At 51.4% G+C, this 23,888-nt stretch carries 16 protein-coding genes; 9 read left to right on the top strand and 7 right to left on the bottom strand.

The genetic code is table 11. From position 1 onward, the window contains the following. Nucleotides 1-1,053: Ig-like domain-containing protein (locus tag KOO63_00665; protein MBU8920349.1), on the bottom strand; the 1,053-nt coding region annotated here is incomplete at its 3' end. 270 nt (nucleotides 1,054-1,323) lie between these two features. On the opposite strand from KOO63_00665, the gene KOO63_00670 reads away from it, so the two are divergent. From KOO63_00670 to KOO63_00695, 6 genes are all read left to right on the top strand, one after another. Further along, nucleotides 1,324-2,940 (top strand): hypothetical protein, encoded by a 1,617-nt coding sequence (locus KOO63_00670; protein ID MBU8920350.1) that lies wholly within the window; start codon nucleotides 1,324-1,326, stop codon nucleotides 2,938-2,940. A 31-nt stretch (nucleotides 2,941-2,971) separates the two neighbouring features. Continuing rightward, a complete protein-coding gene (locus KOO63_00675; GenBank protein MBU8920351.1) occupies nucleotides 2,972-3,394 on the top strand; it encodes a divergent PAP2 family protein in 423 nt (140 codons plus the stop codon). Nucleotides 3,395-3,666: 272 nt separating this feature from the next. Continuing rightward, nucleotides 3,667-4,743 carry an AAA family ATPase gene (locus tag KOO63_00680; protein MBU8920352.1) on the top strand — a complete coding sequence of 359 codons (1,077 nt, stop codon included), beginning with the start codon at nucleotides 3,667-3,669 and terminating at the stop codon, nucleotides 4,741-4,743. A gap of 29 nt (nucleotides 4,744-4,772) precedes the next feature. Beyond that, nucleotides 4,773-5,579 (top strand): hypothetical protein, encoded by an 807-nt coding sequence (locus tag KOO63_00685; protein ID MBU8920353.1) that lies wholly within the window; start codon nucleotides 4,773-4,775, stop codon nucleotides 5,577-5,579. Further along, the gene (locus tag KOO63_00690; GenBank protein MBU8920354.1) at nucleotides 5,560-5,907 is read left to right on the top strand and encodes a hypothetical protein; all 348 of its coding nucleotides are present in this window, start codon (nucleotides 5,560-5,562) and stop codon (nucleotides 5,905-5,907) included. The genes KOO63_00685 and KOO63_00690 overlap by 20 nt, the downstream gene beginning before the upstream one ends. A 108-nt stretch (nucleotides 5,908-6,015) precedes the next feature. Further along, nucleotides 6,016-7,881: a hypothetical protein gene (locus KOO63_00695; protein ID MBU8920355.1), complete on the top strand. Its 1,866-nt coding sequence runs from the start codon at nucleotides 6,016-6,018 to the stop codon at nucleotides 7,879-7,881. A 187-nt stretch (nucleotides 7,882-8,068) separates the two neighbouring features. Here the strand turns inward: KOO63_00695 and KOO63_00700 are convergent, their stop codons facing one another. From KOO63_00700 to KOO63_00710, 3 genes are read right to left on the bottom strand one after another with little or no spacing between them, the layout of a single operon-like run. Next, nucleotides 8,069-9,190, bottom strand: coding sequence for an NAD-dependent epimerase/dehydratase family protein (locus KOO63_00700; protein ID MBU8920356.1), 1,122 nt, complete (start codon nucleotides 9,188-9,190; stop codon nucleotides 8,069-8,071). Nucleotides 9,191-9,219: 29 nt separating this feature from the next. Further along, nucleotides 9,220-10,416: a DegT/DnrJ/EryC1/StrS family aminotransferase gene (locus KOO63_00705; protein ID MBU8920357.1), complete on the bottom strand. Its 1,197-nt coding sequence runs from the start codon at nucleotides 10,414-10,416 to the stop codon at nucleotides 9,220-9,222. Nucleotide 10,417: 1 nt separating this feature from the next. Beyond that, nucleotides 10,418-10,930 (bottom strand): hypothetical protein, encoded by a 513-nt coding sequence (locus KOO63_00710; protein ID MBU8920358.1) that lies wholly within the window; start codon nucleotides 10,928-10,930, stop codon nucleotides 10,418-10,420. Between the two features lie 428 nt (nucleotides 10,931-11,358). On the opposite strand from KOO63_00710, the gene KOO63_00715 reads away from it, so the two are divergent. After that, the gene (locus KOO63_00715) at nucleotides 11,359-13,695 is read left to right on the top strand and encodes an SLBB domain-containing protein (protein MBU8920359.1); all 2,337 of its coding nucleotides are present in this window, start codon (nucleotides 11,359-11,361) and stop codon (nucleotides 13,693-13,695) included. A gap of 36 nt (nucleotides 13,696-13,731) precedes the next feature. Here the strand turns inward: KOO63_00715 and KOO63_00720 are convergent, their stop codons facing one another. Continuing rightward, on the bottom strand, nucleotides 13,732-14,400 hold the full coding sequence (locus KOO63_00720; protein MBU8920360.1) for a class I SAM-dependent methyltransferase: 669 nt from the start codon (nucleotides 14,398-14,400) through the stop codon (nucleotides 13,732-13,734). Next, nucleotides 14,300-16,750: a glycosyltransferase family 4 protein gene (locus KOO63_00725; protein ID MBU8920361.1), complete on the bottom strand. Its 2,451-nt coding sequence runs from the start codon at nucleotides 16,748-16,750 to the stop codon at nucleotides 14,300-14,302. The genes KOO63_00720 and KOO63_00725 overlap by 101 nt, the downstream gene beginning before the upstream one ends. Nucleotides 16,751-17,230: 480 nt before the next feature. Here KOO63_00725 and KOO63_00730 point away from each other — a divergent pair, with 480 nt between their 5' ends. After that, nucleotides 17,231-22,204: a VCBS repeat-containing protein gene (locus tag KOO63_00730; protein ID MBU8920362.1), complete on the top strand. Its 4,974-nt coding sequence runs from the start codon at nucleotides 17,231-17,233 to the stop codon at nucleotides 22,202-22,204. Nucleotides 22,205-22,393: 189 nt separating this feature from the next. Here the strand turns inward: KOO63_00730 and KOO63_00735 are convergent, their stop codons facing one another. Then, on the bottom strand, nucleotides 22,394-22,822 hold the full coding sequence (locus KOO63_00735; protein MBU8920363.1) for a YkgJ family cysteine cluster protein: 429 nt from the start codon (nucleotides 22,820-22,822) through the stop codon (nucleotides 22,394-22,396). 289 nt (nucleotides 22,823-23,111) lie between these two features. On the opposite strand from KOO63_00735, the gene KOO63_00740 reads away from it, so the two are divergent. Beyond that, nucleotides 23,112-23,888 (top strand): acyl-CoA dehydrogenase family protein (locus tag KOO63_00740; protein ID MBU8920364.1); only part of this gene is annotated, 777 nt, incomplete at its 3' end.

Genomic DNA, 23,888 nt, shown 5'->3' on the forward strand with positions numbered 1-23,888 from the left:
TGTGGAGAAGTAATAGTGGGTGGGATTGGGATCGATGAAGTTATCGGCCATATCAGTGGCGTCTTCGAAATAGACCCAGTAGGTGCATCCTGGCAGAAGGTCTCCCGCGATTGCGATGTCCAGGGCTGTAAGATCTTCGTTCCAGTCCGGGTCGGATGCGAACAGATTGAAGATCCTCGCGTCCACATTTTCATCGGGCATGTTCATGTCCGGGTTCATGGGTTCGCTGAAAGTGAGATTCATCGTCTCCAGCTCGATCGATACTCCGGTCGCATGGTTCGACGGGACCGAGCTTGCCAGATATGGCCTGACATCGTCTGCCATCGTAGTAAACGAGAAGGGATACGGCGCCTCGAGATTGTTTCCTGACAGGTCCTGGATGCCGGTAGTGATCTCAATGTTTATTTCGGTCTCTGTCGGGAACGGATCGTGATAGATGAAGACCGAGTTACCCTCATAAAGGAAGTATCCATCGTCCGGCAGGGGAGTGATCACCATATAATACTCCACATCCCAGCCATGGAACTGGTGGATCGGTTCGCTGAATACGATTTCCAGTACTTCGCCGGCATTGATACCTGTCGCCCCGTCTGCCGGGTATACAGATACAACGGTGGGAGGAGTCATGTCGACATCAAGAGTCGTGGTGAAGGAAAGTGAGAAGTCTGCACCCATCTCGTTGGATGCCAGATCCTCGGATGCACTTCCGATCACGATATTGTAAGTCCAAATGGCAGTGAGAAGATAATTCGGAGAAAAGAACAGTGTGTCACCGGCATCGTTCCAGTAATAACCGAAAGATGAGGATCCGCTGCCACTGATGCTGCTCTCGACCGATTCCTCGTCCATGGGCTCGCTGAAAGCTATCCAGAATGGGCCGGTCCTTGACACGTTGGTAGCAGTATCGACGGGATATGTCCCGACGATAGTCGGTGCCGTCTCGTCCGGATCCGGACCACTGCTGTCGTCATCGGAACCAAAACATCCGGTCAACGATATGACGAAAAACAATGATAGAACAATTACGGTGCGGGATAGAAATCGTCCGCTCATAATACGCCTCCTGCCTGAATCTGACAAAAAAACAACCAGAATCTATACCTGTCCATTCCTTTTTCCGGTACATTCAATTTTCGTTCCGTTGGGGGTCTCTCGTCAAGCGTATTTTCGTCGTTTTACAGCATTCTTCAGGATTTGCAGGGCCGGGAAGGATGAAGTCAATCCATAGATTGACTCACTGATATCCAGTTTTTCCTTTTCCTGTCGACACAGACTGCTATAATAAATCAAAATGCAGGCGGGCGTTCTCAAGGATGGTACAGAATGCGGAATAGCAAACGGATATGGAGATTTGTGTTGGTGATAATGTCGGTGACCCTGGCCGTCTCGTTCCTTTCCTGTTCCGATGGCGGAAGGAAGGCAAGAAGCGGGGGGACGATCATCATCGGTGAGACGAGCGATTATGAATCGTTGAACCCGATGCAGACCACGGATGCTCATGCCCGTGACATATACAATCAATTGTTTCTTCTCTTGATGGACGAGAATCCAGACCTGCTTACGTTTTCTCCAAGGCTGGCGAAATCGTACGATTTTTCAGAGGACAGGAAGAAACTGACATTCCATCTGAGGAAGGATGCGTCATGGAGCGATGGGGTCAAGATCACATCGCGCGATGTGCTTGCCACGTTCAGTGTGCAGAAAGACACGACAGTGGTATGGGCCAGCATCCACCTCAAGGACCATATCGATAGCGTGACAGCGCCTGACGACTACACGGTAGTCTACCACTTTAATCACATCTATCCCTACCAGGTGATGGATGCGGTGGATGGCCCGATCCTGCCGGCCCATTTTCTTGAAAAACATCCCGGTGTCTCAATCAAGTCTGTACCGATTGAGGATTTTCCCACAAGCGGGCCGTTCAGAGTGGAGGCCTGGGTGAAGGGCCAGTCGCTTACACTCGTGCCTAACGAAAGATATTACGACAGCGATAAGCCTTTTCTCGATAAGGTGATCTTCAAGATAGTCCCCGACCAGGTCACGATAAACACTCAGCTTAAGTCGGGTGAGATCGACGGGATGGAGATCTATTCACCAGGTGAGGTCGAGGCGCTCAGGACCGAGTACCCGGAATTGACGGTGCATCAGTACCAGGGGCGGGGATATGTTTACATAGGGTGGAACGGAGCACGTGCGCCGTTTGACAACATGAACGTCCGCAGGGCACTGAGTTACGCGATCGACCGGCAGAAGATCATAGACAACCTCTATTACGGCCTTGCGAAAGAGTGTGTGGGCCCCTTCCCTCCGATTATCTGGGCCCATGATCCGGATATCGAACCGATCCCCTGCGATCCTGAGAGAGCGAAGGAGATCCTGGCCGCGGAAGGCTACTCGGACAGTGACGGTGACGGGTACCTTGATAAAGATGGCAAGATTTTCGAATTCGAACTGTTGGCCAACCTGGGAAACCAGATCAGGGCCGATATCCAGGTGATGGTCCAGGAGGCGCTGAGAGAGATAGGGGTCAAGGTGACCCCGGTCACGATGGAGTGGACCGTTATGCTCTCCAGGCATAAGGCGTCTGATTTCGATGCTGTGATCAGCGCCTGGCGGGCCAGCACCAAGGCTGATCTCTATCCGATCTGGGGATGTGAAGCGAGGGCAGAAGGCGGATACAACAGGGTTGATTACTGTAACCCGATTGTCGACAGCCTCAACACCGTCGCTACCTCGATCCTCGATTTCGACGAGGCGAGGCCCATATTCAACAGGGCCGAACGTATCATCTACGAGGAACAGCCATATACATTCCTCTACGTGCCCTCGGGTATCCTGGTCCTCAATAGCAGGATCCGTGGCGCCAGGCCCGACGCGATAAGCTCGATACATAACATCCATGAGTGGTATATAGAAGGAGACAGCCAGGGGCATTGATCCCCGATCCGCAAAATAGAAAAGGTGAAGGATGGTCCATCAGATAGGTATTGCTGCATTGGTCAGTGCGGCAGCGGCCCAGGCACTTAAACCCTTTATTGACCTGATCCAGAGACGCGGGTTCAATATTGTCCGAATGATAGATTCGGGGGGCATGCCCAGCTCACATACATCGCTTGTGACTACGTTGACCACTGGCGTGGCCGTTTATCAGGGCGTGCACTCTCCACTGTTCGGTATTTCTCTGATCTTCAGTCTGTACTTCATTTTCGAGGCCACAGGGCTCCGGCAGGAGGTCGGAAATCAGGCCAGAGTGCTCAACGAGATCATCGAAAAAGCCAGGGAGACCCATCATATAAACTCGGAAGAATTGCAGGAACTGATCGGCCACACATGGGCCGAAGTGACAGGCGGTTTTATTGTAGGCCTGATCGTGGCTCTGATCATGTACTGATAATGCCAGAAAACTCTTGACACCTTCCGGGAATTCATTGAAAAATCACTATTGTCACTCTAACTAAATCTAAAACGGACAACGTCTGAGTGAGTGGGATGCGGGGAAGAAAGGGGCAAGGTAGGATAATAGTGCAGGTGTTGAAGCAGATTTTACAGATATCAGGAAAACATCTATCAGATATTCCAGAGGCCGGATTGCCATGTGGTGATTTGGCTTTTCTTCTGCAGGTACGCCATTGATCGATCCTGGACAGACAGGAGGAAATTGAAATGCGAACGATATCGATTATCAATCAGAAAGGTGGTTGCGGCAAGACTACGGTCGCGATCAACCTGTCGGCAGCTCTATGCGAACTCGACAGGAATGTTCTTCTGATAGATATGGATCCCCAGTCTCACGCGTCTCTTGGATTGGATGTCACATATCACGATGTACAGAATACCACATACGACCTCCTTAAAGATCCCAGGATAAGGGTGAAAGATTGCAGCTTTACCATCGACCAGCACCTGGATATTGTACCATCTTCCCCGATACTGTCTGCCGTAGAGCAGGAACTGGCAGGCAAATCAGCACGTGAGACAAGACTCGCGTCAAAGCTGGCCAGGCTGGATGGGGAGTATGACTATGTGATAATTGATTCTCCTCCAAATGTCGGGCTGCTGACATTCAACGCGCTGGTCGCTTCGGGAGAAGTGGTCATTCCGGTCGAACCGAGCTATTTTTCCCTGCAGGGGCTTTCCCGTTTGAGGGAGACACTCGAGTTGCTGGAAAACGAGACGAAGCAGAAGGTGGCTCTTCACGTACTTGTCAATAATATCGAGAAGAGGACCACATTCTCACGGGATATCGTTGGAGAGCTGGAACGGTATCACAGTGAAGTGTTGCTGGATACCACGATAAGCCACTCGGTGAAGTATAAGGAATCGGCTCTTCGTGGAGTATCGATTTTCGGGATTACACGGGCGGACAGGCTGCAATGGGAGTTTCTCACGCTGGCGCGGGAGCTCGAAGAAAGAAAGACCTCACTGGTCGAGACAGAGGACATAGCAGACTGGATGGTCAGGCTGCACGGCCCTCAGGTCACCGGAGACGAGGTCACCTTTACAATAGAGGCACCAGGAGCAAAGAAAGTATGCCTGACAGGTGATTTCACGAACTGGTCGCATGAAGGCCTGCAGATGCTGAGGGATGAAAGAGAAGGCGTCTGGACGATCAAGGTCCACCTGTCCTCCGGTGATTACGAGTACAGGTTCATTGTGGACGAAGTGTGGATCAAGGATCCGAAGAATGTTGATTCGGTATTGAACGAATTCGGGCAGGAGAACTCTCTCCTGATCATTTGACAGCGAAGCCGTTATTCGGAAGACACCATATGCCCGAAAATAGAAGATCGAGACGGCTGGAGGAAGTGTCTCACCTTTTCCTTTCGGGGAAAGGGATGGACAAGGCAGGCGTGGGGAAAGGATCGTTAGTAGATATCTGCGTGGCAGGTGATGAACACTGCAGGGGTTTTCTGGCTGCAGGTTTCTCGTCCGCGCTCGTTTCTCAGGACGTGAATGTCACCCTCATCGAAACAGGATTTTCACTGCCGAATGCCGGGTATTATTTTGGTCTCGAAGCCGGAGCATATCTTGGCCCGGCTCTTGGCAGGTCGGAGTGTATAGATCTGATGCGCTCGCCCTCCTTCAGGTATGTCTATGCGGCCCGTCCTGCGGGCCTGCCGGTTGAAGCGGTCCGATTCGCCTTTCCCGGGCACCCCCATATAGTCATAAACGTGTTCGACTGTACGGGCCTTTCCTATGGCGGAACGATTCCGGAGGATGTCAGGAAGATCCCGGCAGGATTCATCCAGGACGGTGAAGAGAGTGGTCGAAGGATCCTGATCCTTTTTGTGGGTTCAGAACCGGGAATAGACTCTGCACGGATCGTATCCTCGTTCACCGGAAGTGTGAAGGGAGCGTCTGTCCTGATAGTCTCTCATGGTGGAGAGGAGGGCGATGCACCGGAGATACCGGATGTGGAAGTGGGGATGATGGGAATACCCGTCGATCTGGGGAGGACTCTGGCCATGCGGATGCCGCCCTCGGGAAGTTTCTTCAGTGCACTTGCGGCCAGGGCAATATGGATGATCGGTCCCAGGCGAGAGGGAAAGATGCCGGATGCAGCAGTACAACGATAAGGTCGGTCTGGCTGCCCGGAATGGTGGCCGGATATCGCCATTGAAAGTCCGGAACCTTTATAATTCGTTCTGTGCTACCCTTATCCGGATGTCACGGATGATAGAGGTCGAAGCCGCCACTTTCGAGACCAGGTTTACCAGCCCGTATGGTCTAAGTATCACTCTGATTCCGTACAAGGATCTGTTCATGGTATCAGTAGGGTCATCGCCGCAGTGTGATATCAGGGTGACAGATGAAGAAGGATGGATCACGGCGTTCGATCTTGCTCTGAATCACTTTCTTCTGATCCGCTCTAATCACGCAGTCAGGAGTGACGCGGCGGTGTGAACCGGTTCCATGCTCCCGGGTATCTCCCCGGTTCGGAATTCTCTTTCGTAACCATTAAACATTTATTATCTTGTTAGCAGACCCCACCGAGAACGAAGAGGGATGGGTATGAGTGGAAAAAGACTATCGTTATTGCTGGTAATTGTTCTGTCAGTATTCTCAGTGTCATGTATCTTTCAGAACGAACCTCTAAAGCCGAACCTACCCCCGGAAATACAGTCGTTTTCACCGCCAAACGAACCTATAATACTGCAAGCTCCATCAGAAAAGGTCACATTCTCGATAGAGGCCTCCGATCCCGACAGGGACGAACTTACTTATGTCTATTTTCTTTCCGATTCATGTAAGGGGTCGGGAGATTCGGTGCTGTGCAACGAAAGTACAGCAGAGTTTCATGCCCTCAAGGGGGGGGCATACTGTATTCAAGGGCGCGTTAATGATGGAGCCACACACGTGCTGCGCAACTGGTTTGTGACCGTCGTAGAGGAGTCGAATGAACCTCCCGAGATCATCTCGATCACCCCCGACATGGATAGCCTCTCCTGCGTGGTAGGAAGTACGATTGAATTCCGGATCGGCGCCAGTGACGAGAAACCTCATCTGCTGAGATATGCCTACTACGTGAATGGAGAGCAGGAGAGGGCTTTCACTACCAGCGCTGTTTTCAACCATCGTTTCCCGGAAAACGGCAGGTATGAGGTTCAGGGAGTGATCTGGGATTTCGAATACCAGGACTCGATCACCTGGTACATAAATGTGATCGGTGATCCTGACACTGTTTTACCCGGCGGGATATACGACCTCGAGGGTTGGACCGGCGATGCGGTAGGTACGGTGCGTCTGAGTTGGACCGCTCCCGGTGATGACGGTTATGATGGAAGATGTTTGGCGTACAGGGTGCATACTGCCACACAACCGATCCTTACAGAAGAACAGTGGCATGAGGCTTCGGTCAAGTACGATGCTCCCGAGCCGGGTGTGGCCGGTACGGTCGAGGAGATGACGGTCCGGAACCTATACCCGGGTACTTTCCTCTACGCGACTGCCAGGGCGGTCGACGATTTCGGAAACCTTGGACCGATCGGCAATTGCATTTCACTCCTCGTAAGGGGATTCGATGCCTATGGGACTGTGTTCGACGCAATGACAGGCTTTCCAGTCGATGGTATCGTGGTCTCAGCCGGGATGCTCGTCGATACGACAGGCACGGATGGCAGATATTTGATGCCGAACCTTCCGAAATATTCCCAGTTGATGAGGCTCCGGGACGAGAATATTACGGGGGATTATGGGGATTTTTATGATATGGCCCATTCCCTTGCCGAACTTACCTCCCATTTTGAACTGGATTTTTATATGGTTCCGGTCGCGGGCATGCATTCTACCGACCCGAATTATCCGAAATACGACGATTTCCTTGATTTCCTGAAGGATGTCACCGGCACTTCAGGCTGGCTGGGCAGGAGTACTGTGTACAAGGGCTGGCATAACTGGCCACTCAAAGTGTACAACCCCCCGATGATATTTGACCCGCCAGGGGAATACGGGGAAATCGACCTGCAGGCCGAAATGAGGGGGGCGATGGCCAGCTGGGAGGATGGGACCGGGTGCAACCTGTTTATAGAGGTCTCCGACCCTCTAAGCGCCGATGTGACGATAGTCTATTTCATGGAGGGCGACGACAAGCACACCAGCAGGACGATCGAATTCAACGAAGACGGCACACCGGACAAGAAGGAGATCTGGATATTCGTCAACAATACGCTCGCTCCGGTATGGATCGCTGGAGATGTCATTTTCGCCCACGAGCTTGGTCATATGCTGGGTTTCGGTCACAGCGATGACCTTGGGCATCTTATGATCGGCCATACTTTCCCGGTGGTCAGAGACCCGACGATAGACGAGATGAATCTGATGCAGGTCATCTACCATATACCCACACTCTGGGATGGGAGTTTTTATCTCAAGGAATGAGTGTGGGGGCGGTACGATCTCAGCGAAGAAGATCGATAAAAACACTGCCCGGGAGGAAGCACCTTACTGGCCGATTGGAAGAGTGGGCTGGTAAGTTTCGAATCAGTTTGATCATGCCTCCATCCCGGGACTTCACGAGTATCTGTTCCGGGCTCCGTCGGGTTCGGCTGGCCCTGCCGGATCAGGATCAGGTAAACAACCCCACACTTGATTTCAGGATGGCCGGGTTTGAGTTCAACCATCTATAGTTAGAATATATATGCTCTTCAGGATCCAGTCCCTTCGAATTGTTCAGGGCGTGGATCAGTTCATAGATACCGTTCGAGATCGTGTATCGGGGTCTGAATCCGAGTTCTGCCTGGATTCGGGAAAAATCGACACGGTAATCACGTTCGTCTTTCGAGTCATTTTCCACTTCCATATCGGTAGCGGGTAGCAGCTCCACAATCTTTTCGCCGATTTCAAGGATCGTCAAGTTCATGTTTTTCCCTCCGGTATTGTAGATCTTTCCGGAGGTGATGGAGTTGTCGGCTCTGATCGCTCCCATCACGGCTCTTGCCGCGTCACCAACATGCAGCAGAGGCCGCCACTGGTTGCCGCCGAAGATACGGATCTTCCCGTTTTTCCAGGCGTGGCCCGTGAGGGTGTTGACGACCAGGTCGAATCTGGGACGCCTGGAGAATCCGAACAGGGTCGAAAGCCTGAATATGCATGTCGCGGGCTGTGTACCCTCTCCTGTCTCGTTCATGATCGCTCTCTCACTTTCGATCTTGCTCTCGGCATACAATGAGAGTGGAAAGAGGGGAGAATCCTCGGTCAGCATTTCGGTATCGCTCTTGCCGTAAGTGCTGCATGTCGACATATGCATGAGTTTTTCCACGCCGAGACGTCTTGCTGTCCGGGCAATAAGTCCAGCTGCCGCCACATTGATCTCCCAGGTGGCCTCGGGGTCTATACGGCATGCTTCGTCACCCACTATTGCAGCCATGTTCACAACGGTATCCCTGCCTGTCATCACTTCCTCGAGAAGGGCTTCATCCCGGATGTCACCTTCGACGACAAGGAGTCGAGGTTTCGTCGAAAGCTTCTGCAGTGAATCGTTTCCGTACAGGAATTTGTCAAGAACGGTCACATCGTGACCTTCCTCTAAAAGGAGCCTCGCCAGAGTGGTTCCGAGAAACCCGCCTCCTCCGAGCAGAAGGATATTCCTTCTACCTGAATCCTTCGCATCGTGTACAAGCCTGGTATCGGGATCGTCAGAAGTCAGATCCTCCAGGGTCTTCAGGATATCGTCGTGTACTGATTCCATATCGTCCTCCGTTCGAATCACTTGGCCAGTCAGTCGTTTCCGGCGTTTTTATGAATTTTCCTGATAGTTTCAGCTATCCGCTTTATTCCGGTTTCTTTCAGGTGCGAATAAAGTGGAAGCGTAAGTACGTTCTTTGTCAGCCACTCGGTGAAGGTCAGGTTGACGCTGCGGTGTTCCAGGTCCTTGTAGGCCGACTGTCGATGCAGGGGTGGATAGAAGTATTTTCTTGTCTGTATGTTCTGTTCGAGGAGAAGATCGTGCAGTCGGTCGCGGTCGATTCCGAAGATGGATGGATCCACCGCAATTGTAAAATCTTTCCAGCTGTGCCTGCAGCCGCGAGGAATATCCTGAAAACTGATTCCATCTATCCCGCCAAGTTCTTTTCTGTAGAGGGCCGCAAGTCTGGAGCGTTCGTTTATCTCGGGATCTACCAACTCGATGCTTTCGAGTATCATGGCCGCATTGAATTCGGGCATTCTCGCGTTTAATCCGGCAGTGAAGCAATCGTAATCACCCCTGTTGCCGTAATTTCTCATATACCTGATGTCTTCGGCCAGGGCATCGTCATCTGTCGTGAGGATCCCGCCCTCTCCACCGGTTATCAGTTTGGTCGGACTCATGCTGAATACTTCGGCCTTGCCAAAGGCTCCGATCCTTTTTTCATCCATCATGGCGCCGAATCCGTGAGCAGCGTCGAAGATAAGAGGTATGCCCAATTCTTCTGCAACTTCTTCGAGTGCGGCTACTGGAGCGGGGTTACCGAATATATGGACCCCAAGTATCGCTTCCGTATCGTCCGAGACAGCGGCGAGGACCGATTCTACGGAAATATTCCAATCCCTGTAGCTGCAATCGACGAAAACAGGTTTGGCGCCTGCCCAGAAAATAGCGTGACCTGTAGCGGAGAAAGTAAAACTCGGAACGATTACTTCACCTGTTATTCCCAGGGCCTTCATGAGGAGGATGAGACCCGAAGTGCAGGAGGAAAGTGCTACGGCATTTCTGACTCCGATGAAGTCTGCGACTTTCTTCTCCAATTCCTCGACAGTTTTGTGATTGGTCAGCATCTTCGATCTGTAGATCGATTCGAGGCGGTCCCTGACCGGCTCCCAATCTGGAAGATTCGGGCGGATAATCGGGACGATCTCTTCGAATGCGGGACCTGATGATCCGATGACCTCGTCTTTTTCCTCCATCACATTGAAATCTGCAACCTGCTCTTTCACATCATCTCCAATCTTCTGATAAGACGGTTATATTTTTTCTTTTGTGTGGGGTTGAACCGGAATCCATGATCTGTAAATTCGTCCCGTCCTCAACGTTTTCACCGATACCCAGTCTGATGCCGGGTGCGATGAAACAACAGTCTCCGACAACAACGCCTTTTCCTATGGAGACGTTCTCAGAGATTATGTTTCCCGTCCCGATGACGGCCTCGGGATCTATATTGCTTTCGGGAGAGATGGCGGCGATTATTTCGAATCCGATCCTTTCGCACAGCCTTGAGATCTCGATCCGTGCCTCACCGTCGAACAAAGTCGTACAGATGGCTCCAATACCTTCGCGCATCAATCTTCTCAAGTCGCGGCCCTGCCCTATGACGGGGATCCCACATACGAGCGATTCGGTCATCAGCGGAGCATCATCGAGAAATCCGACTATCTTCAGATCGTCTCTCGATTTCAGAATGCTGTATGCTTTCCGGCCAAGAAGGCCTGCGCCATATATCAGGGTCTTCATTTCTCGATCTCTCCTGATGATCTGCCTGTCTCCGGATATTTCAGATAACTACCCTTGACTGTCTGTTTTATCGGAAGAGGATGGCAGGACTTTAACTTCTTATTTTCTGGGAAAATTCTTCTCTATCCAGGCCCCTTTTCGAGGAAAAATCTTCCCCTTGGGAACAGTTTCTATGCCATTCCTTTAAGGGGGATTATTGTCCGGGGCGTAAGGACTGTGATTACAGAGTGTTGTGGAGTATGAGGTAATGAGTCCCGGGCATCACAGGTGGAATGGAACTTGTTATCTATCAAGCAGGAAGATCGTGTTTACGATGAAATAATACAGCGTTTTTGAAGATTCACAGGGGAACAGATATTCGACTGAATTCTGACAGAATCGAGAAGGGACGATTGAGGATGCCATTATTAAGCAGGGGACAGGGTCGGTTGGCGATTTTCATCGCTGTAGCCGTGATCATGGCGATCGCGGGATCTGTTGTGTTTCCATCTGTCGCCAGGGCCCAGACCGACGAACAGAGGGAAGCATACAGGAAATATCTGGAGATGAAAAAGTCCGGGGCGATCGAGGATGAACCCGAAGGCCCGGTCTCGATATATGGTGAAAAGAAAACGGCCATCCCTCCATCGTCCGATGCTTCTGATGGACCTTCTGCGGTACCAGCCAGGTTCGGCCTTGATATTTTCGCCCACCCACCTTCCAATATGACAATCTCCACCGAGATCCCGGTCCCTCCCGGATATACTCTGGGCCCTGGAGACAGGCTGATCCTGAATCTATGGGGCAGTGTCGAGAGGTCATTTCATCTTGAGATCGACAGGGAGGGAAAGGTCTTTATCCCCAAAGCCGGCGAGCTTGTACTCTGGGGGATGACCCTGGCCAGCGCGAAGGAGAGTATCGAAGACCATATTGGGAAGATCTATTCCGACTTCAGCATGAATATCGTGTTGGGCAAGATCAGGTCTATCACCGTCTATGTCAGCGGTGAAGTCGCAAGGCCGGGCGCTTACACGGTGAGCTCTCTGCATACGATGTTCAACATATTGTACCTCGCCGGTGGACCTGTGGACAGGGGGTCCCTGAGGAGGATACGCCTTATCAGGGGGAACAGCGAATTAAGGGAGATCGACCTCTACAACCTGCTGATGAAGGGCAAGGGTGACGATGTAAGACTGGAATCGAACGATGTCATCTTTGTCCCCGTGGCCGGTCCGCTGGTCACGGTGTCCGGTGAAGTCAGAAGGCCGGCCGTATATGAATTGAAGGGGGAGGAATCTCTCGGTTCCGTCATCGATCTTGCTGGAGGGGTCACTCCCTCCGCATATCTGGATAATATCGAAATACTCAGGTACGAAGAAAACAGGCGCAGGGTCGTAATGAATGTAGATATCTCCGGCGATAACGGAGAATCTTTGGAGATAAAGATTGTCGACGGCGATAGAATGACTATCCGGAATGTCGACGAACATCGGTTTAATGTCGTATTTCTCAAGGGGGAAGTGAAGTATCCCGGAGAGTATGAATTTGTCAGCGGAATGAGGATAACCGATCTTGTAGGCAGGGAAATCCTGCTTCCCGGCTCGTTTCTCGACGTAGTATTCATAAGCAGGCTTCTCGATGATGAGACCAGACAGGTGATTCAGGTCGATCTGAGAAAGGTCCTCGACGATCCGGTTCCTGCCGGCAGCGACGCTGGCTCCGGAAGATACATCGAAGGGACCGTAGTAGAATCGGATATTCCACTTCAGCCGGGGGATATCCTGAGAATATTTCCTGTTGAGAGGATGCGTGACAGGGCGAATGTGTCAGTCGAGGGAGAAGTCAGGCAGCCGGGAGTCTACGATCACGGCGGGGATATGACGGTGACAGATCTGCTGTATATGGCAGGAGGAGTGAGGGAAAAAGCATTCCTGCTGAACGCCGAGATAGCGAGGCTCGTGAAAGACGGCAACAGGGTCTCGGAGATCATCAGATTCGATCTTGGAGAGGCGCTGGCAGGCCCGCATAGTGACAGCGACATCGTTCTGGAAGCGGGCGACGTTGTCTATATCAGGAATATCCCGAAGTTCAGAGAGCACGGAAAAATATTGATAAGTGGTGAAGTCTTTTTCCCCGGCACTTATGTGCTGGAAAATGAAAAGGAGACCTTGACGGATCTGGTGCAAAGAGCTGGTGGTTTTACAAGCGACGCTTTTTTGAAAGGTGCCGTGTTTAATCGTTCCGGAATAGTAAAGGAACTTGAGCAACGAAATGTGTTCGATATGGTCGAGGCTCTGCGTGTGGATGAGTTCGACACATCCGGACTGTCCTTGTATCCGAGGACCAGTTTTGATGTTAACCCTGTCAAGATGACCAGGATCATCATAGACCTTCCCTCGATAATGAGCGGGAGAGATGAAACAGAGGATATCGTCCTCAAGCCTGGAGACAGCATTTATATCCCCGGGACGCCCTCAGGTATAAATGTCCTTGGTGCCGTAGCGTCGAGTGGAACGATCAAGCATGTCAGTGGAAAGAAGGCTTTTTACTACATCGACCGTGCCGGAGGATATACTCGAAGGGCCGACAAGGGGGAAGTAAGGGTGCTCAAGGCAGGTGGCCGGGTCATAAAGAAAAGAGCTTCCTCTCATACCCTGGAGGTCGGTGACGCGATAATCGTACCCGGAAAGATCCTCCATGACAGAGAATGGTTGAAGGTGATCCAGGCAGCTGTCTCAGTGGTGGCTGGCGCGTTCACGACGATCTATATCGTGACAAAACTCTGATAATAATCGGAATCGAGTGTGATCGGGGTACTGTGATCAACCCTGCTCCGGTTTTTCTCCCACGAATGTGAATCCTGAAGCGACGATGTGACCCATCCTGTGATGCTCGGTGATGGGATCGAGATATTTCACCGGCTGAAGCAACCATCCGAAGAGTATCTTGAAAGCTTTGTAAAGGGTGAGGCTTCCCAGAGAGAAAAGCTCGGAAAAGAATTCTCTCGCTATCCACACGTAGGAGGAGGCACTTCCCCTGGTTATACCGCAGTCGATCTTGTCAAATCTGGAGAAGAGGAGTTCGATGCCGTCCACCGTATAACGACGGTAATCTCCAGGGCTGGGATGATATCCCTGCATGAACGGGATGGAAGAGAAAACGCGACCATGCGGTTTGAGGACTCTGAAAAACTCGGCTACCACTTCGTCGGGGTACTTGACGTGCTCGAGGACACCCCTTGCGATGATACCGTCTATCGAGCCTTCATCGAAGGGGAGATCGTGGATGTCTCCGAGAATGTCGACACCGGGGGCCATGTAGATGTCTATCGATACAATATCATCGATCGTCTTTTTTCTTCCGGCTCCCATGTCGAGGATGATACTTCTCTCAGGAAAGCTGTCGAGAAAGTCCTTCAATTTCCTGTTCTGGAGCCTGTTTGTCACGTTTGTCGGAGGTTGTATCGCCTTCCTCAGTCTTTCCAGTCTCATTATCTTCTCCTTTTGACAACGTCCCGTCGAACATCGCCATATGGGCACGGGCGCATTTCTTCATCGAATATCCAATTTTGACGGTATTCCTGGCCATGGATCCAAGAGTCTTCCGGAGGATCGTGTCTTCCAGTAATCTTCCCATCGCGGTGGAGAGAGCTTCCTCGTCATCTACTGGTACGAGAAGCCCGTTTTCCCTGTCCTTTATTATTTCTGCGGCGCCTCCGACGGGTGTGCCGATCATCGGCAGCCCACAGGACATCGCCTCGAGCATTGCTATTGATAGTCCCTCCCAGCGTGATGGTTGCACGAATACATCGACGAGTCTCAGATATCCTGCGACATCACTCCGCCTGCCGAGAAAAACGATAGTGTCGTCGATTTCGAGGGAGGAAGCCAGATCCTTCATCTCATCGAAAAGGATTCCATTGCCGACAAGGAAGAGCATCGCGCCGGAATCAGGATATCTTTCGCTGAGGATCTTCCACCCCCGGATCAGGGTGTCTATGCCTTTCTGGTCGTGGAAATTACCGACAAAAAGAAATATCGTCCTTCCCAGGATTCCCATATTGCTCAGCCCTCTGTAACGCTCATCAGGATCGAGAGGACTGAACTGTTCTGTGTCGACTCCGTTCGGGATCGGGCTGATCTTTTCGGCAGGGCATCCTGATTCGAGCAGATCATCGGCGATGGTCCTGTTTATGGAGACTATCGATCTGGATTCTTCGATGATCCGCGAAAAGTTTCTTTTCCCATTAAATCGTTTTCTGAGCGCCTCTACTTTTCCGGTGTTGTGAATCGTCACGAAAAGATCCCTGCCTGTCAACCTGCGGTAGAGTAGCCCGATCACAGCCGGGGCATCGAGAGAATGCACATGAAGGCAGTCGAATCGGCGGTGGAGTGCCAGTAGAACTGCTATGGAGACAGACCTGAAAAGAAGTGAGCGCAATGCCCGCGATCCGAATACCGGGATACGTATTATAAGTGTCCTGTCCCTTTTTTCGACCAGAGAGGCCTCACCCGACAATCTTGTTACGACAGTATTACTGACACCATTTCGTGAGAACTCGGCAGCGAGGGACTCGACCAGCCGTTCGGCTCCACCGATCCTTGGTGGAAAGCTGTTTATGAGAAAGAGAGGCCTTTTGTGGTGCTCAGCTATTTCTTCAGCCGGCTCGGGGTCCTCCGACTCCGGTTGTTCCCAACGGTGAGAGAGGGTCGAGTAGAGTTCGATATATCGATCTGAGACCGAGACAAGGGAAAAGTCGGCGGATATTTTCTGCCTGGCCTGCTCTCCCATATGGGGGGCGCTGTTCGAAAGAGCTTCAAGAATGGCGCTGTTTAATGAGCTCCGGTCATATGCCGGGAACAGTATCCCGGATACTCCGTCTTCGATCACTTCCGATGAGCCACTTACATCTGAGGCGATAACATGTAAGCCTGATGACATTGCTTCGAGCAGAGAGTTGGACAATCCCTCGTCACGGGAAGGAAGCACGAAGATATCTGCAGCATGGTACAGTGTCGAAACTTCTTCCACCGGCCCCAGGAACCTGACAGTCTTATCGAGTCCGAGCCGCATGGCAAGTGATTCGAGTCGCTGTCTCTCAGGGCCCTGTCCGGCTATCAGCATGAGGAGGCTTGACTGGTCCAGAGGCAGGGATTCAAGCAGGATGTCAAGATTCTTCTGAGGAGAAAGCCTGCCGGTGAAAAGGATCACACGGGCATCACTTTTTATATCGAGTATATTTCTCGCAGCCTGTTTTTCTCCTGGCGAGGGTGCAGTGAATGACTGTGGGTCGAGCCCGTTTGGTATCCTTATGATCCTGCTCCGGATTATTCCTTCAGCTGCCAGTTCGTCAGCTATTTCTTCGCTCAACGCTACGAAAGCGTCGATTCGTCTCATGAGACGACAAAAAAGAGGATAGTAGAATCGCTTCTTCGCTATGGAGATCTCGCCGGCCCGGCCGCTGCACGCGACTTTGCAGATAACCGGGGGACCGCCCATCATTCTCGCCAGGGCGGCTGTCATCATCTCTACAGAGGCGAAATGTATGTGGACTGCGTCGTATCTTTTCCGGCCCTGAAGTATGTTGAAGAAAAGAGAGATGTTGTAGACCAGGGTGCCCAGAAACCTCAAATGCGGATGGGGAAGACGTCTGACCAGTATCGGTCCGTCGCCTGTTATGATCTTCTCTCTCTGTTTCCAGTCGCGGTTCATCCTGGCGCCACAGAATTCGATTCTCAGGCCGGAGGACACGAGTTTCGAGGCCAGGCGGATCGCCGACCTTTCGGCTCCTCCGAACAGCGAATCGGGGTGAAATCTTTTCAGTACCATCAGTATTCTCATCGTCTGGCTTCCATACACCATGAGGTGCTGAGGGAAAAAGCTATTCTCTCCAGGGAAAAATATGCCCTCCCTGCCTGATCGGTCGTTTATGATCCGATTCGGAGGGCAGTCGCGACACATTCCCTGTTTTCATCCAACATGCAGAAAAATAAGCCGTTAGCCTGGATTCTGGCGATATGCTGCCAGTCGCGCTTCCAGCCTGTTTCCGCAGGGAGGATGTTCCTGTTATCAATCTGCAAGTCGTCTGCCACCAATGATCCTGGCCTGAATCCGGTATGGACGATGGCGGGCCGAATGTGTTCTTGACAAAAGGCCGTAAAATGGTGTAGAATATATGAACGTTACTCATCTCTCTCTTCTTTGTGACGGTGCTTGAAAGAGAAGGACATCTGAAGGAGTTGCTCAGTAGAGTCAAACCGCTAACGTTTTATTAAACATCAGGTAAGGCAACGATTGGAATCCCCTGACAGGAGGAGAGCGATGGTTCGGAATTTATCCAGATCATTTATCCTGACAACGGTATTGATACTTGCTTTTGGCAACCTGAACGCAATGGCGATCAGGCATACAGTGGATATTGACCGTTCCCAGTTGAAGATCACAGAGAAAGAACCGGGAGTCGTGTCGCTGGCTGCAGATGGATGCCTGTCGACAAACTACCTCGGGCTGCCTGAAATACCATTCAAAGTGGTAAGTATCCTCCTGCCACAGGGAGAGAGTGTCCGATCGTTCTTTCTCGAGGGTGGATCCGTTATCAGCATTCTGGCAGAGACAGCACTGTCGCCGTTCGAGGGGGATTATCTTGACGACGGCACGCTGAAGGGTCTGAGCGTCGATGTTTCCGAAGTCACGGGAAAGGATTCTGTCTTTCCTGCATGGCAGGTCAAGCATCTGGGCACGAGATCCATGAAGGGCTACTTGATAGCTTCGTTTGCGGTCTATCCGGTAAGATACAATACAGTGACGAGAGAGCTTTCGCTGTTATCGAATTTCGAGCTTGTAGTGGAGACCGAACCTGTTACAGGAGACGACAACACCGTCGAGAGAGTCAGGTATGTCAAGGGGTTCAGGGAGAGAGCAAGGGACGAAGTGGAATCGATCGTCGTCAATCCTTCCGAAGCCGCGTCATATTCTTTCAACGAGATCCAGGTCGAAACGGGAGACAGGGGTTTCCTGCCAAGCTACCTTCCAAGTATGGAAGGCAGTGAAATAACGTATCTCATAATCACCAGTGAAGAGATGGAACCATCTTTCCAGGCCTTTGCAGACTGGAAGACCAAGAAGGGTATTCCAGCTGTAGTCCGGACGGTCGAGTGGATCCAGCAGAATTTCTGGGTGGGCTCCGATCGCGGAGAGACGATCAGAAATTTCATAGTCGAAGCATATGCAAAGTGGGGTGTCGAATATGTCCTCCTCGGTGGTGACACCGATATCATCCCGGCCAGATACGCGTATGTCTCTTTCTATACGGGAGATTTTCTGCCTACAGAGATGTACTATTCATGCCTGGATGGTAACTGGAATGCTGACGGCGATTCGATCTGGGGTGAGGCATACCACACTTCGTTAGACCCAGGAGATGAGACTGACCTTTATTCCGAGGTCTATGTCGGCCGGATGCCGGTATCGACCGAGGCGGAGGCCGACATCGTTATTGGCAAGACGATAGCATACGAGACTCCAGCCGAAACTGACTCGAAAACAAAGTTTCTTCTCCTTGGAGAGGTGATTTTCCCGACCTTGTGGGAACCTGGTGACGACATTATCCTCGACGGCGCCGAGATCCTCGAGGATGTCTATATGCCATACATCCAGGGCCGGGCCGATCGCGAGGCAATAAGGCTCTATGAAGCAAGCTTCAATTATCCCGGGGCATATGCTCTTTCGAAGAACGCGGCAGTCGATTCGATAAACGCAGGTATCAATCATCTGATGCACGCGGGACACGGTGGCAAGTATAATATGGCCCTAGGATCCGGGACCATCCTTAATTATGATGCAGCAAATCTGGTCAATGGCGACGCGTTGTTTTCGATGTATCTCATGAATTGCACGAATGTGGCTTATGATACAGATTGCCTCGCCGAATATTTCCTTCTGAATGCCAATGGTGGCGCATGCGCTGTCACCGGATCGAGCAGATCGGCATTCCCAAGTACGTCCAGGCCATACCTCGACAATTACTATAACCTGCTCTTCGACGAGGATGTAGTGCAGCTTGGCAAGGTCCATACGAAATCGAGGGAACCCTACACTTCAGGGGCCTATGCGGAGACGGCGGACAGGTGGACCCATTATATTTATAATTATCTCGGCGACCCGGAACTCTGTATGTTCCGTGGAGAGGTCGGGACCTTCGATGTGACCTATCCTGCTACTGCGGTCTTCGGGACTAACGACATCACGATCATGGTTACAAGTGACGGATCGCCATACGATTCGGCGTATGTCTGTCTTCACAAGGAAGACGATGATTACGTTTATGGATATACTGACATGACCGGCGAGATCGTCTTCAGCGATTTTCTCTGCCGGGGCCAGGGTCATATCGATCTGACAGTGACCGGGCTGGATCATGCACGATTCAACGACACTATCTTCGTCGTCCAGGAGACTGCCGCTTTTCTGAGGGTCGACAAGATCGTTATTAATGACTATGTCGTTGGGAATAACGATAAGATCCTCGACAGTGGTGAATCGGTGGTTCTTTCGGTAAAGCTGGCGAACACCGGTGAGACAGATGCCGACAAGGTATATGCATTCATCAGGAGCAACAGCTCCGGCGTGACCGTCTCTGATAGCATCGCGATATATCCTCTGGTCGGCCTGATAGAACCGGTCTATGCCCTGGACCCCTTCGAGTTCTCGGTCATGTCAACGGTCGAGGATGAGGAGACAATCGAGTTTACTATCGATATCCACGATTCGACAGGTGGGTTCTGGACAGAGAGATTCGCGGTCGAGGTCCATGCCCCGGATCTGGAATTATATATTAACACATTGTCGGACGAGGTCCCCTATGGGGACGGTGACGGGACGATCAGTTCGGGTGAACCATTCCTGCTGAATGTGTTTGTGAAAAACTTCGGGTCAGGTACAGCGGCAGGACTGGAGGGTGTTATCCGCACCTCGGATGGTGGGATAGACATCGTCGACAGCACTTCGACCTACAACGATCTGGTAAACCTCGGAATGGACGGGGGCAGTGGTTTTGTACTCTCCGAATTGAATCTTTTCACCTCAAACTATCTTGAATTCGAGCTGACCGATGCTTATGGAAGAGTGTACACAAGAGATATAGAATTGAGAGAGTCGGCCTCACCCGACAGCATTTATCTCGATGCCAGCTTTGGCCCTACCGAGATACATATCACATGGGATCCTCCGGACGATCTGGAACATTACAGGTATCTGGTATATCACTCTCTGACACCGGGAGGCCCGTACGATCAGGCCAGTGATGATATCGTATTGCACACGATGTTCAGGGATGTAGGACTGCAATCGAGTACATGGTACTACTATGTGGTGGCAGCAGTCGATTCCTGCGGCAATCTGAGTTCATACAGTCCGGAAGTCACTACGACTACCAGTCCTCCACAGCTTGCGGGTTGGCCCAACAAGATGAGTAAAGAAAGCTCCAGCAGTCCGAATGTCGGTGACATCGACGGTGATACGCACGCAGATATCGTGATCGGTTCGGATTATGTCCATGCATGGCGCGGGGATGGAGTCGAACTTAGAGATGGCGATGGACAACCGATCACATGGGGTATCTTCAACACAGAGGGAACGACTTTCACCGCTTCGGTAGCCCTGGGCGAACTGGACGGTATCCAGGGGCTGGAGATCGTCGGCGCCGCGTGGGATACGAAAAAATTGTATGTCTTCAACAAGGACGGTGTGAACCTTCCTGGATTTCCAAAGACTACGGTCGACATCTGCTGGGCAAGCCCGGTACTTGGAGACTTTGATGGTGACGGCGATCTGGAGATAATAGTGTACGATGTGGACGGCACGGTGTATGTATGGCACCACGATGGGACCGAGTTGAGAGACGGTGACTCAAATCCCGGGACCGATGGACCGTTCTTCTCGGCTGGAAGCGCGAGTGACGGCTGGCACGTCTCCACTCCGGCGATGGCCGATATCGATGATGATGGTGTCCTGGAGCTTATCGTATGTGCTCCGAGCGACAACATCTATTGTCTTAACTACAATGGTACTTCAGTACCCGGTTGGCCAGTGGCGGTCGATGTCGGAGCGAATATCTCTTCCAGTCCGGCCGTGGGCGACGTCGATAACGACGGGCGGCCCGAAATTATCGTGCAGACTTCATGGAGCAGAGTCTACGGACTGAACCATGACGGGACAGAGATGCCCGGGTGGCCGAAATGGGTCAACGCCAGTACTTTCTTCAATTCTTCTCCGGCGTTGGCCGATCTGACGGGAGACGGGTTCCTGGAAGTGATTCTCGCGGGTCAGAACGGATATCTATATATCTTCCGTTCGACAGGAGCTTCGCTGCCTGGCTGGCCGATCATCTACTCCACTTCAGCGGGCACGGAATCTTCTCCTGTAATAGCCGATATATCCGGTGATGGTTATCTCGATATCATCCTCGGTGCCGAGGACGGTTTCCTGAAAGCATGGGATATTAGCGGCGATTTTCTGCCCGGCTTCCCGATCAAGCTTAACGGATTTGTCCGCGGCACTCCGATTGTCAACGATATGGATCTGGACGGGGATGTAGAGCTCATAGCTGCATGCTGGGATCAGAACGTGTTTGTCTGGGATATCGAGGCTCCCACCTATTATGGATATAGAGCCTGGAACGGTTTCCATTGCAACAGCCTGAATAGCGGATGGGTCGACCAGCCCGACCTGACAGGTGCCGAGGGCATGGCCTGCTCATATCTGGTAGAGAGCGGAGATATCAATCTCAACTGGTCCGTCAGTGTCGGAGTGGAAAGCTGGGATCTCTTCAGGAAACGGCCCGACGCGGAGTACGAGCTTATGGCGGCAGATCTCAGGGCTGATCAGGCAGGTGCAGTGATATACAGGGATCTGACCGTGGAAGAAGGACTAACTTATATCTACAGACTTCAGGCGTCCGGCGACGACGAGTTCTATGCCGAGACTGAAGGAATAGAGGTTCCCGTACAGACGGCACGCATGTATCAGAACTACCCGAATCCTTTCAATCCGATGACCAGTATCGCCTATACAGTGCCTGGCGGATCATCTTCGGCCCAGAACGTTCTTCTCAACGTCTACGACGTGAGAGGAGCTCTAATAAAGACTCTTGTCAACAATCCAGTCACCGGGGGCAGACATATAGTCACCTGGGACGGTACTAACAACAGGGGTGCGCAGGTATCGAGCGGCGTGTATTTCTCACGGTTCAGTACCGGTGGGCATAATGAAGTCAAGAAGATGCTACTTCTCAGGTAGTAGATGGTTCTGATGTAAATATTCATGACTGAGCCGCTGGCGGCAGGTCAGGGGTTACAGAAGAGGGTCGGGACATGGAATCCCGGCCCTCTGTTTATTCTGATCGTGCGGACCATCTGCCAATAGTATCGATCTGCTGGACTTTATCGATTTTCAAGCCTGGTTGACCTTCGAGGTGTTGTTGATTTCCTAGACTTCCTCGAGAGATGTTCTTATATAGCGCTCCAACTCCTCATAGCTGTGAAAATGAAGATCGAAATCATAATCCCTTTCGAATTCGCAATCTTCCCATGTGTGGGTCCGGCATATATTCGGACGCACAGGATAGATCATACAGCCCTTCACCGGGTCGTAGAACCTGCAGGGGTTGTTGACCATGACGAACCATCGTTCATCGTCCATATAGATCTGTACGTCTCTGTGAGTCATTATCCAAAGCATGTCGTTCCAGTCGTCCATGTCTTCTGGTTCGTCTATCTCCACTGAGAAATACATGCAGCATTTAGCGGGGATACAATCCTCACACTGGTTCTTTGCTTTCTTGTTCTTTAGTTTTTTCTTCTGTTTTCCCTTCGGGGATTCTTTCTTTTTTTTGCGGTTTTTTTCTCTGGAAAACAAATCCCATCTCCCTTCTGGTGTCGTGCATCTCACTTTTTATAAGGAATAATGTTCCTTTTGGCAATATCAAAGAAGTCTGAATTATAGAAATATTGATCCAGGTCCATTCCTGTTCCACTCAAAAAGAAGTAAATACAGGATCCCGGCGGTAAGAAGAAGGTGGTTATGTATTCGGAGTCTGGAAAGTCCTGGAAGTCGGAGATTGACATTGCGTGTCGCGATGGTGTATCTTATTCTTCCTTAATACGTGGTATGTTCTTATTCGGCAGTGAATATTCTAGGGGTTTCAATGAATATCCAGTTAACAGATGAAGAGCGAATGATTCAGAAGACCATCAGGGATTTTGCCCGGAAAGACCTTGCAGCTGTGGCCGATGAGGCTAACAGGGAAGGGATATTCCAGGACGAGATCTATACCAGTCTTGGGGAACTGGGGTTCATGGGAATTACGGTTCCTGAGAAATACGGTGGTGTGGATTTTGGGACATTCAGTCTGGCGCTGACTCTCGAAGAGCTCAGCCGTGTCTGCGCGTCGACGGCCGTAGCTGTTTCCGTACATAATTCACTGGCCAACCACATCGTCCTCAAATATGGCAGTGAAGAGATGAAGGAGAAATACCTTCCCAGAATGGCCTCGGGAGAAGCGATAGGGGTCTACGCACTTACAGAGCCGGATGCTGGTAGTGACGTCTCCGCGATAAGAATGTCTGCTGTGAAAGAAGGCGACGAATATATTCTTAACGGGTCGAAGATATTCATCTCGACTGGAGATAAAGCCGGAGTGATCATTGTTATCGCTCGAACCGATCCGGAAAGCCGTACAAAGGGATTGTCCGCATTTCTCGTCGAGCCGGATCATCCAGGTTTCTCTGTCGGCAAGGTCGAGCACAAGATGGGACTGAAGGCTTCATCCACGGTAGAACTTGTTTTCGAGGACTGCCGCGTACCATCGGCCAACCTGATCGGTGAAGAGGGCTTGGGGATGCAGATAGCTCTCGGGTCCCTCGACGGAGGAAGGATCGGTATAGCATCGCAAGCCCTGGGTATCGCGCAGACTGCTCTTGAT

The sequence above is a fragment of the Candidatus Latescibacterota bacterium genome, from assembly GCA_019038625.1.
Classification (GTDB): Bacteria; Krumholzibacteriota; Krumholzibacteriia; order Krumholzibacteriales; family Krumholzibacteriaceae; genus JAGLYV01.

Coding starts and splice junctions, on each gene's coding strand:
- KOO63_00670 (MBU8920350.1), top strand. CDS start 1,324: ATGCGGAATAGCAAACGGATATGGAGATTTGTGTTGGTGATAATGTCG.
- KOO63_00730 (MBU8920362.1), top strand. CDS start 17,231: ATGGTTCGGAATTTATCCAGATCATTTATCCTGACAACGGTATTGATA.
- KOO63_00710 (MBU8920358.1), bottom strand. CDS start 10,930: ATGAAGACCCTGATATATGGCGCAGGCCTTCTTGGCCGGAAAGCATAC.
- KOO63_00685 (MBU8920353.1), top strand. CDS start 4,773: ATGCCCGAAAATAGAAGATCGAGACGGCTGGAGGAAGTGTCTCACCTT.
- KOO63_00690 (MBU8920354.1), top strand. CDS start 5,560: ATGCAGCAGTACAACGATAAGGTCGGTCTGGCTGCCCGGAATGGTGGC.
- KOO63_00700 (MBU8920356.1), bottom strand. CDS start 9,190: ATGGAATCAGTACACGACGATATCCTGAAGACCCTGGAGGATCTGACT.
- KOO63_00675 (MBU8920351.1), top strand. CDS start 2,972: ATGGTCCATCAGATAGGTATTGCTGCATTGGTCAGTGCGGCAGCGGCC.
- KOO63_00695 (MBU8920355.1), top strand. CDS start 6,016: ATGAGTGGAAAAAGACTATCGTTATTGCTGGTAATTGTTCTGTCAGTA.
- KOO63_00720 (MBU8920360.1), bottom strand. CDS start 14,400: ATGAGACTGGAAAGACTGAGGAAGGCGATACAACCTCCGACAAACGTG.
- KOO63_00680 (MBU8920352.1), top strand. CDS start 3,667: ATGCGAACGATATCGATTATCAATCAGAAAGGTGGTTGCGGCAAGACT.
- KOO63_00725 (MBU8920361.1), bottom strand. CDS start 16,750: ATGAGAATACTGATGGTACTGAAAAGATTTCACCCCGATTCGCTGTTC.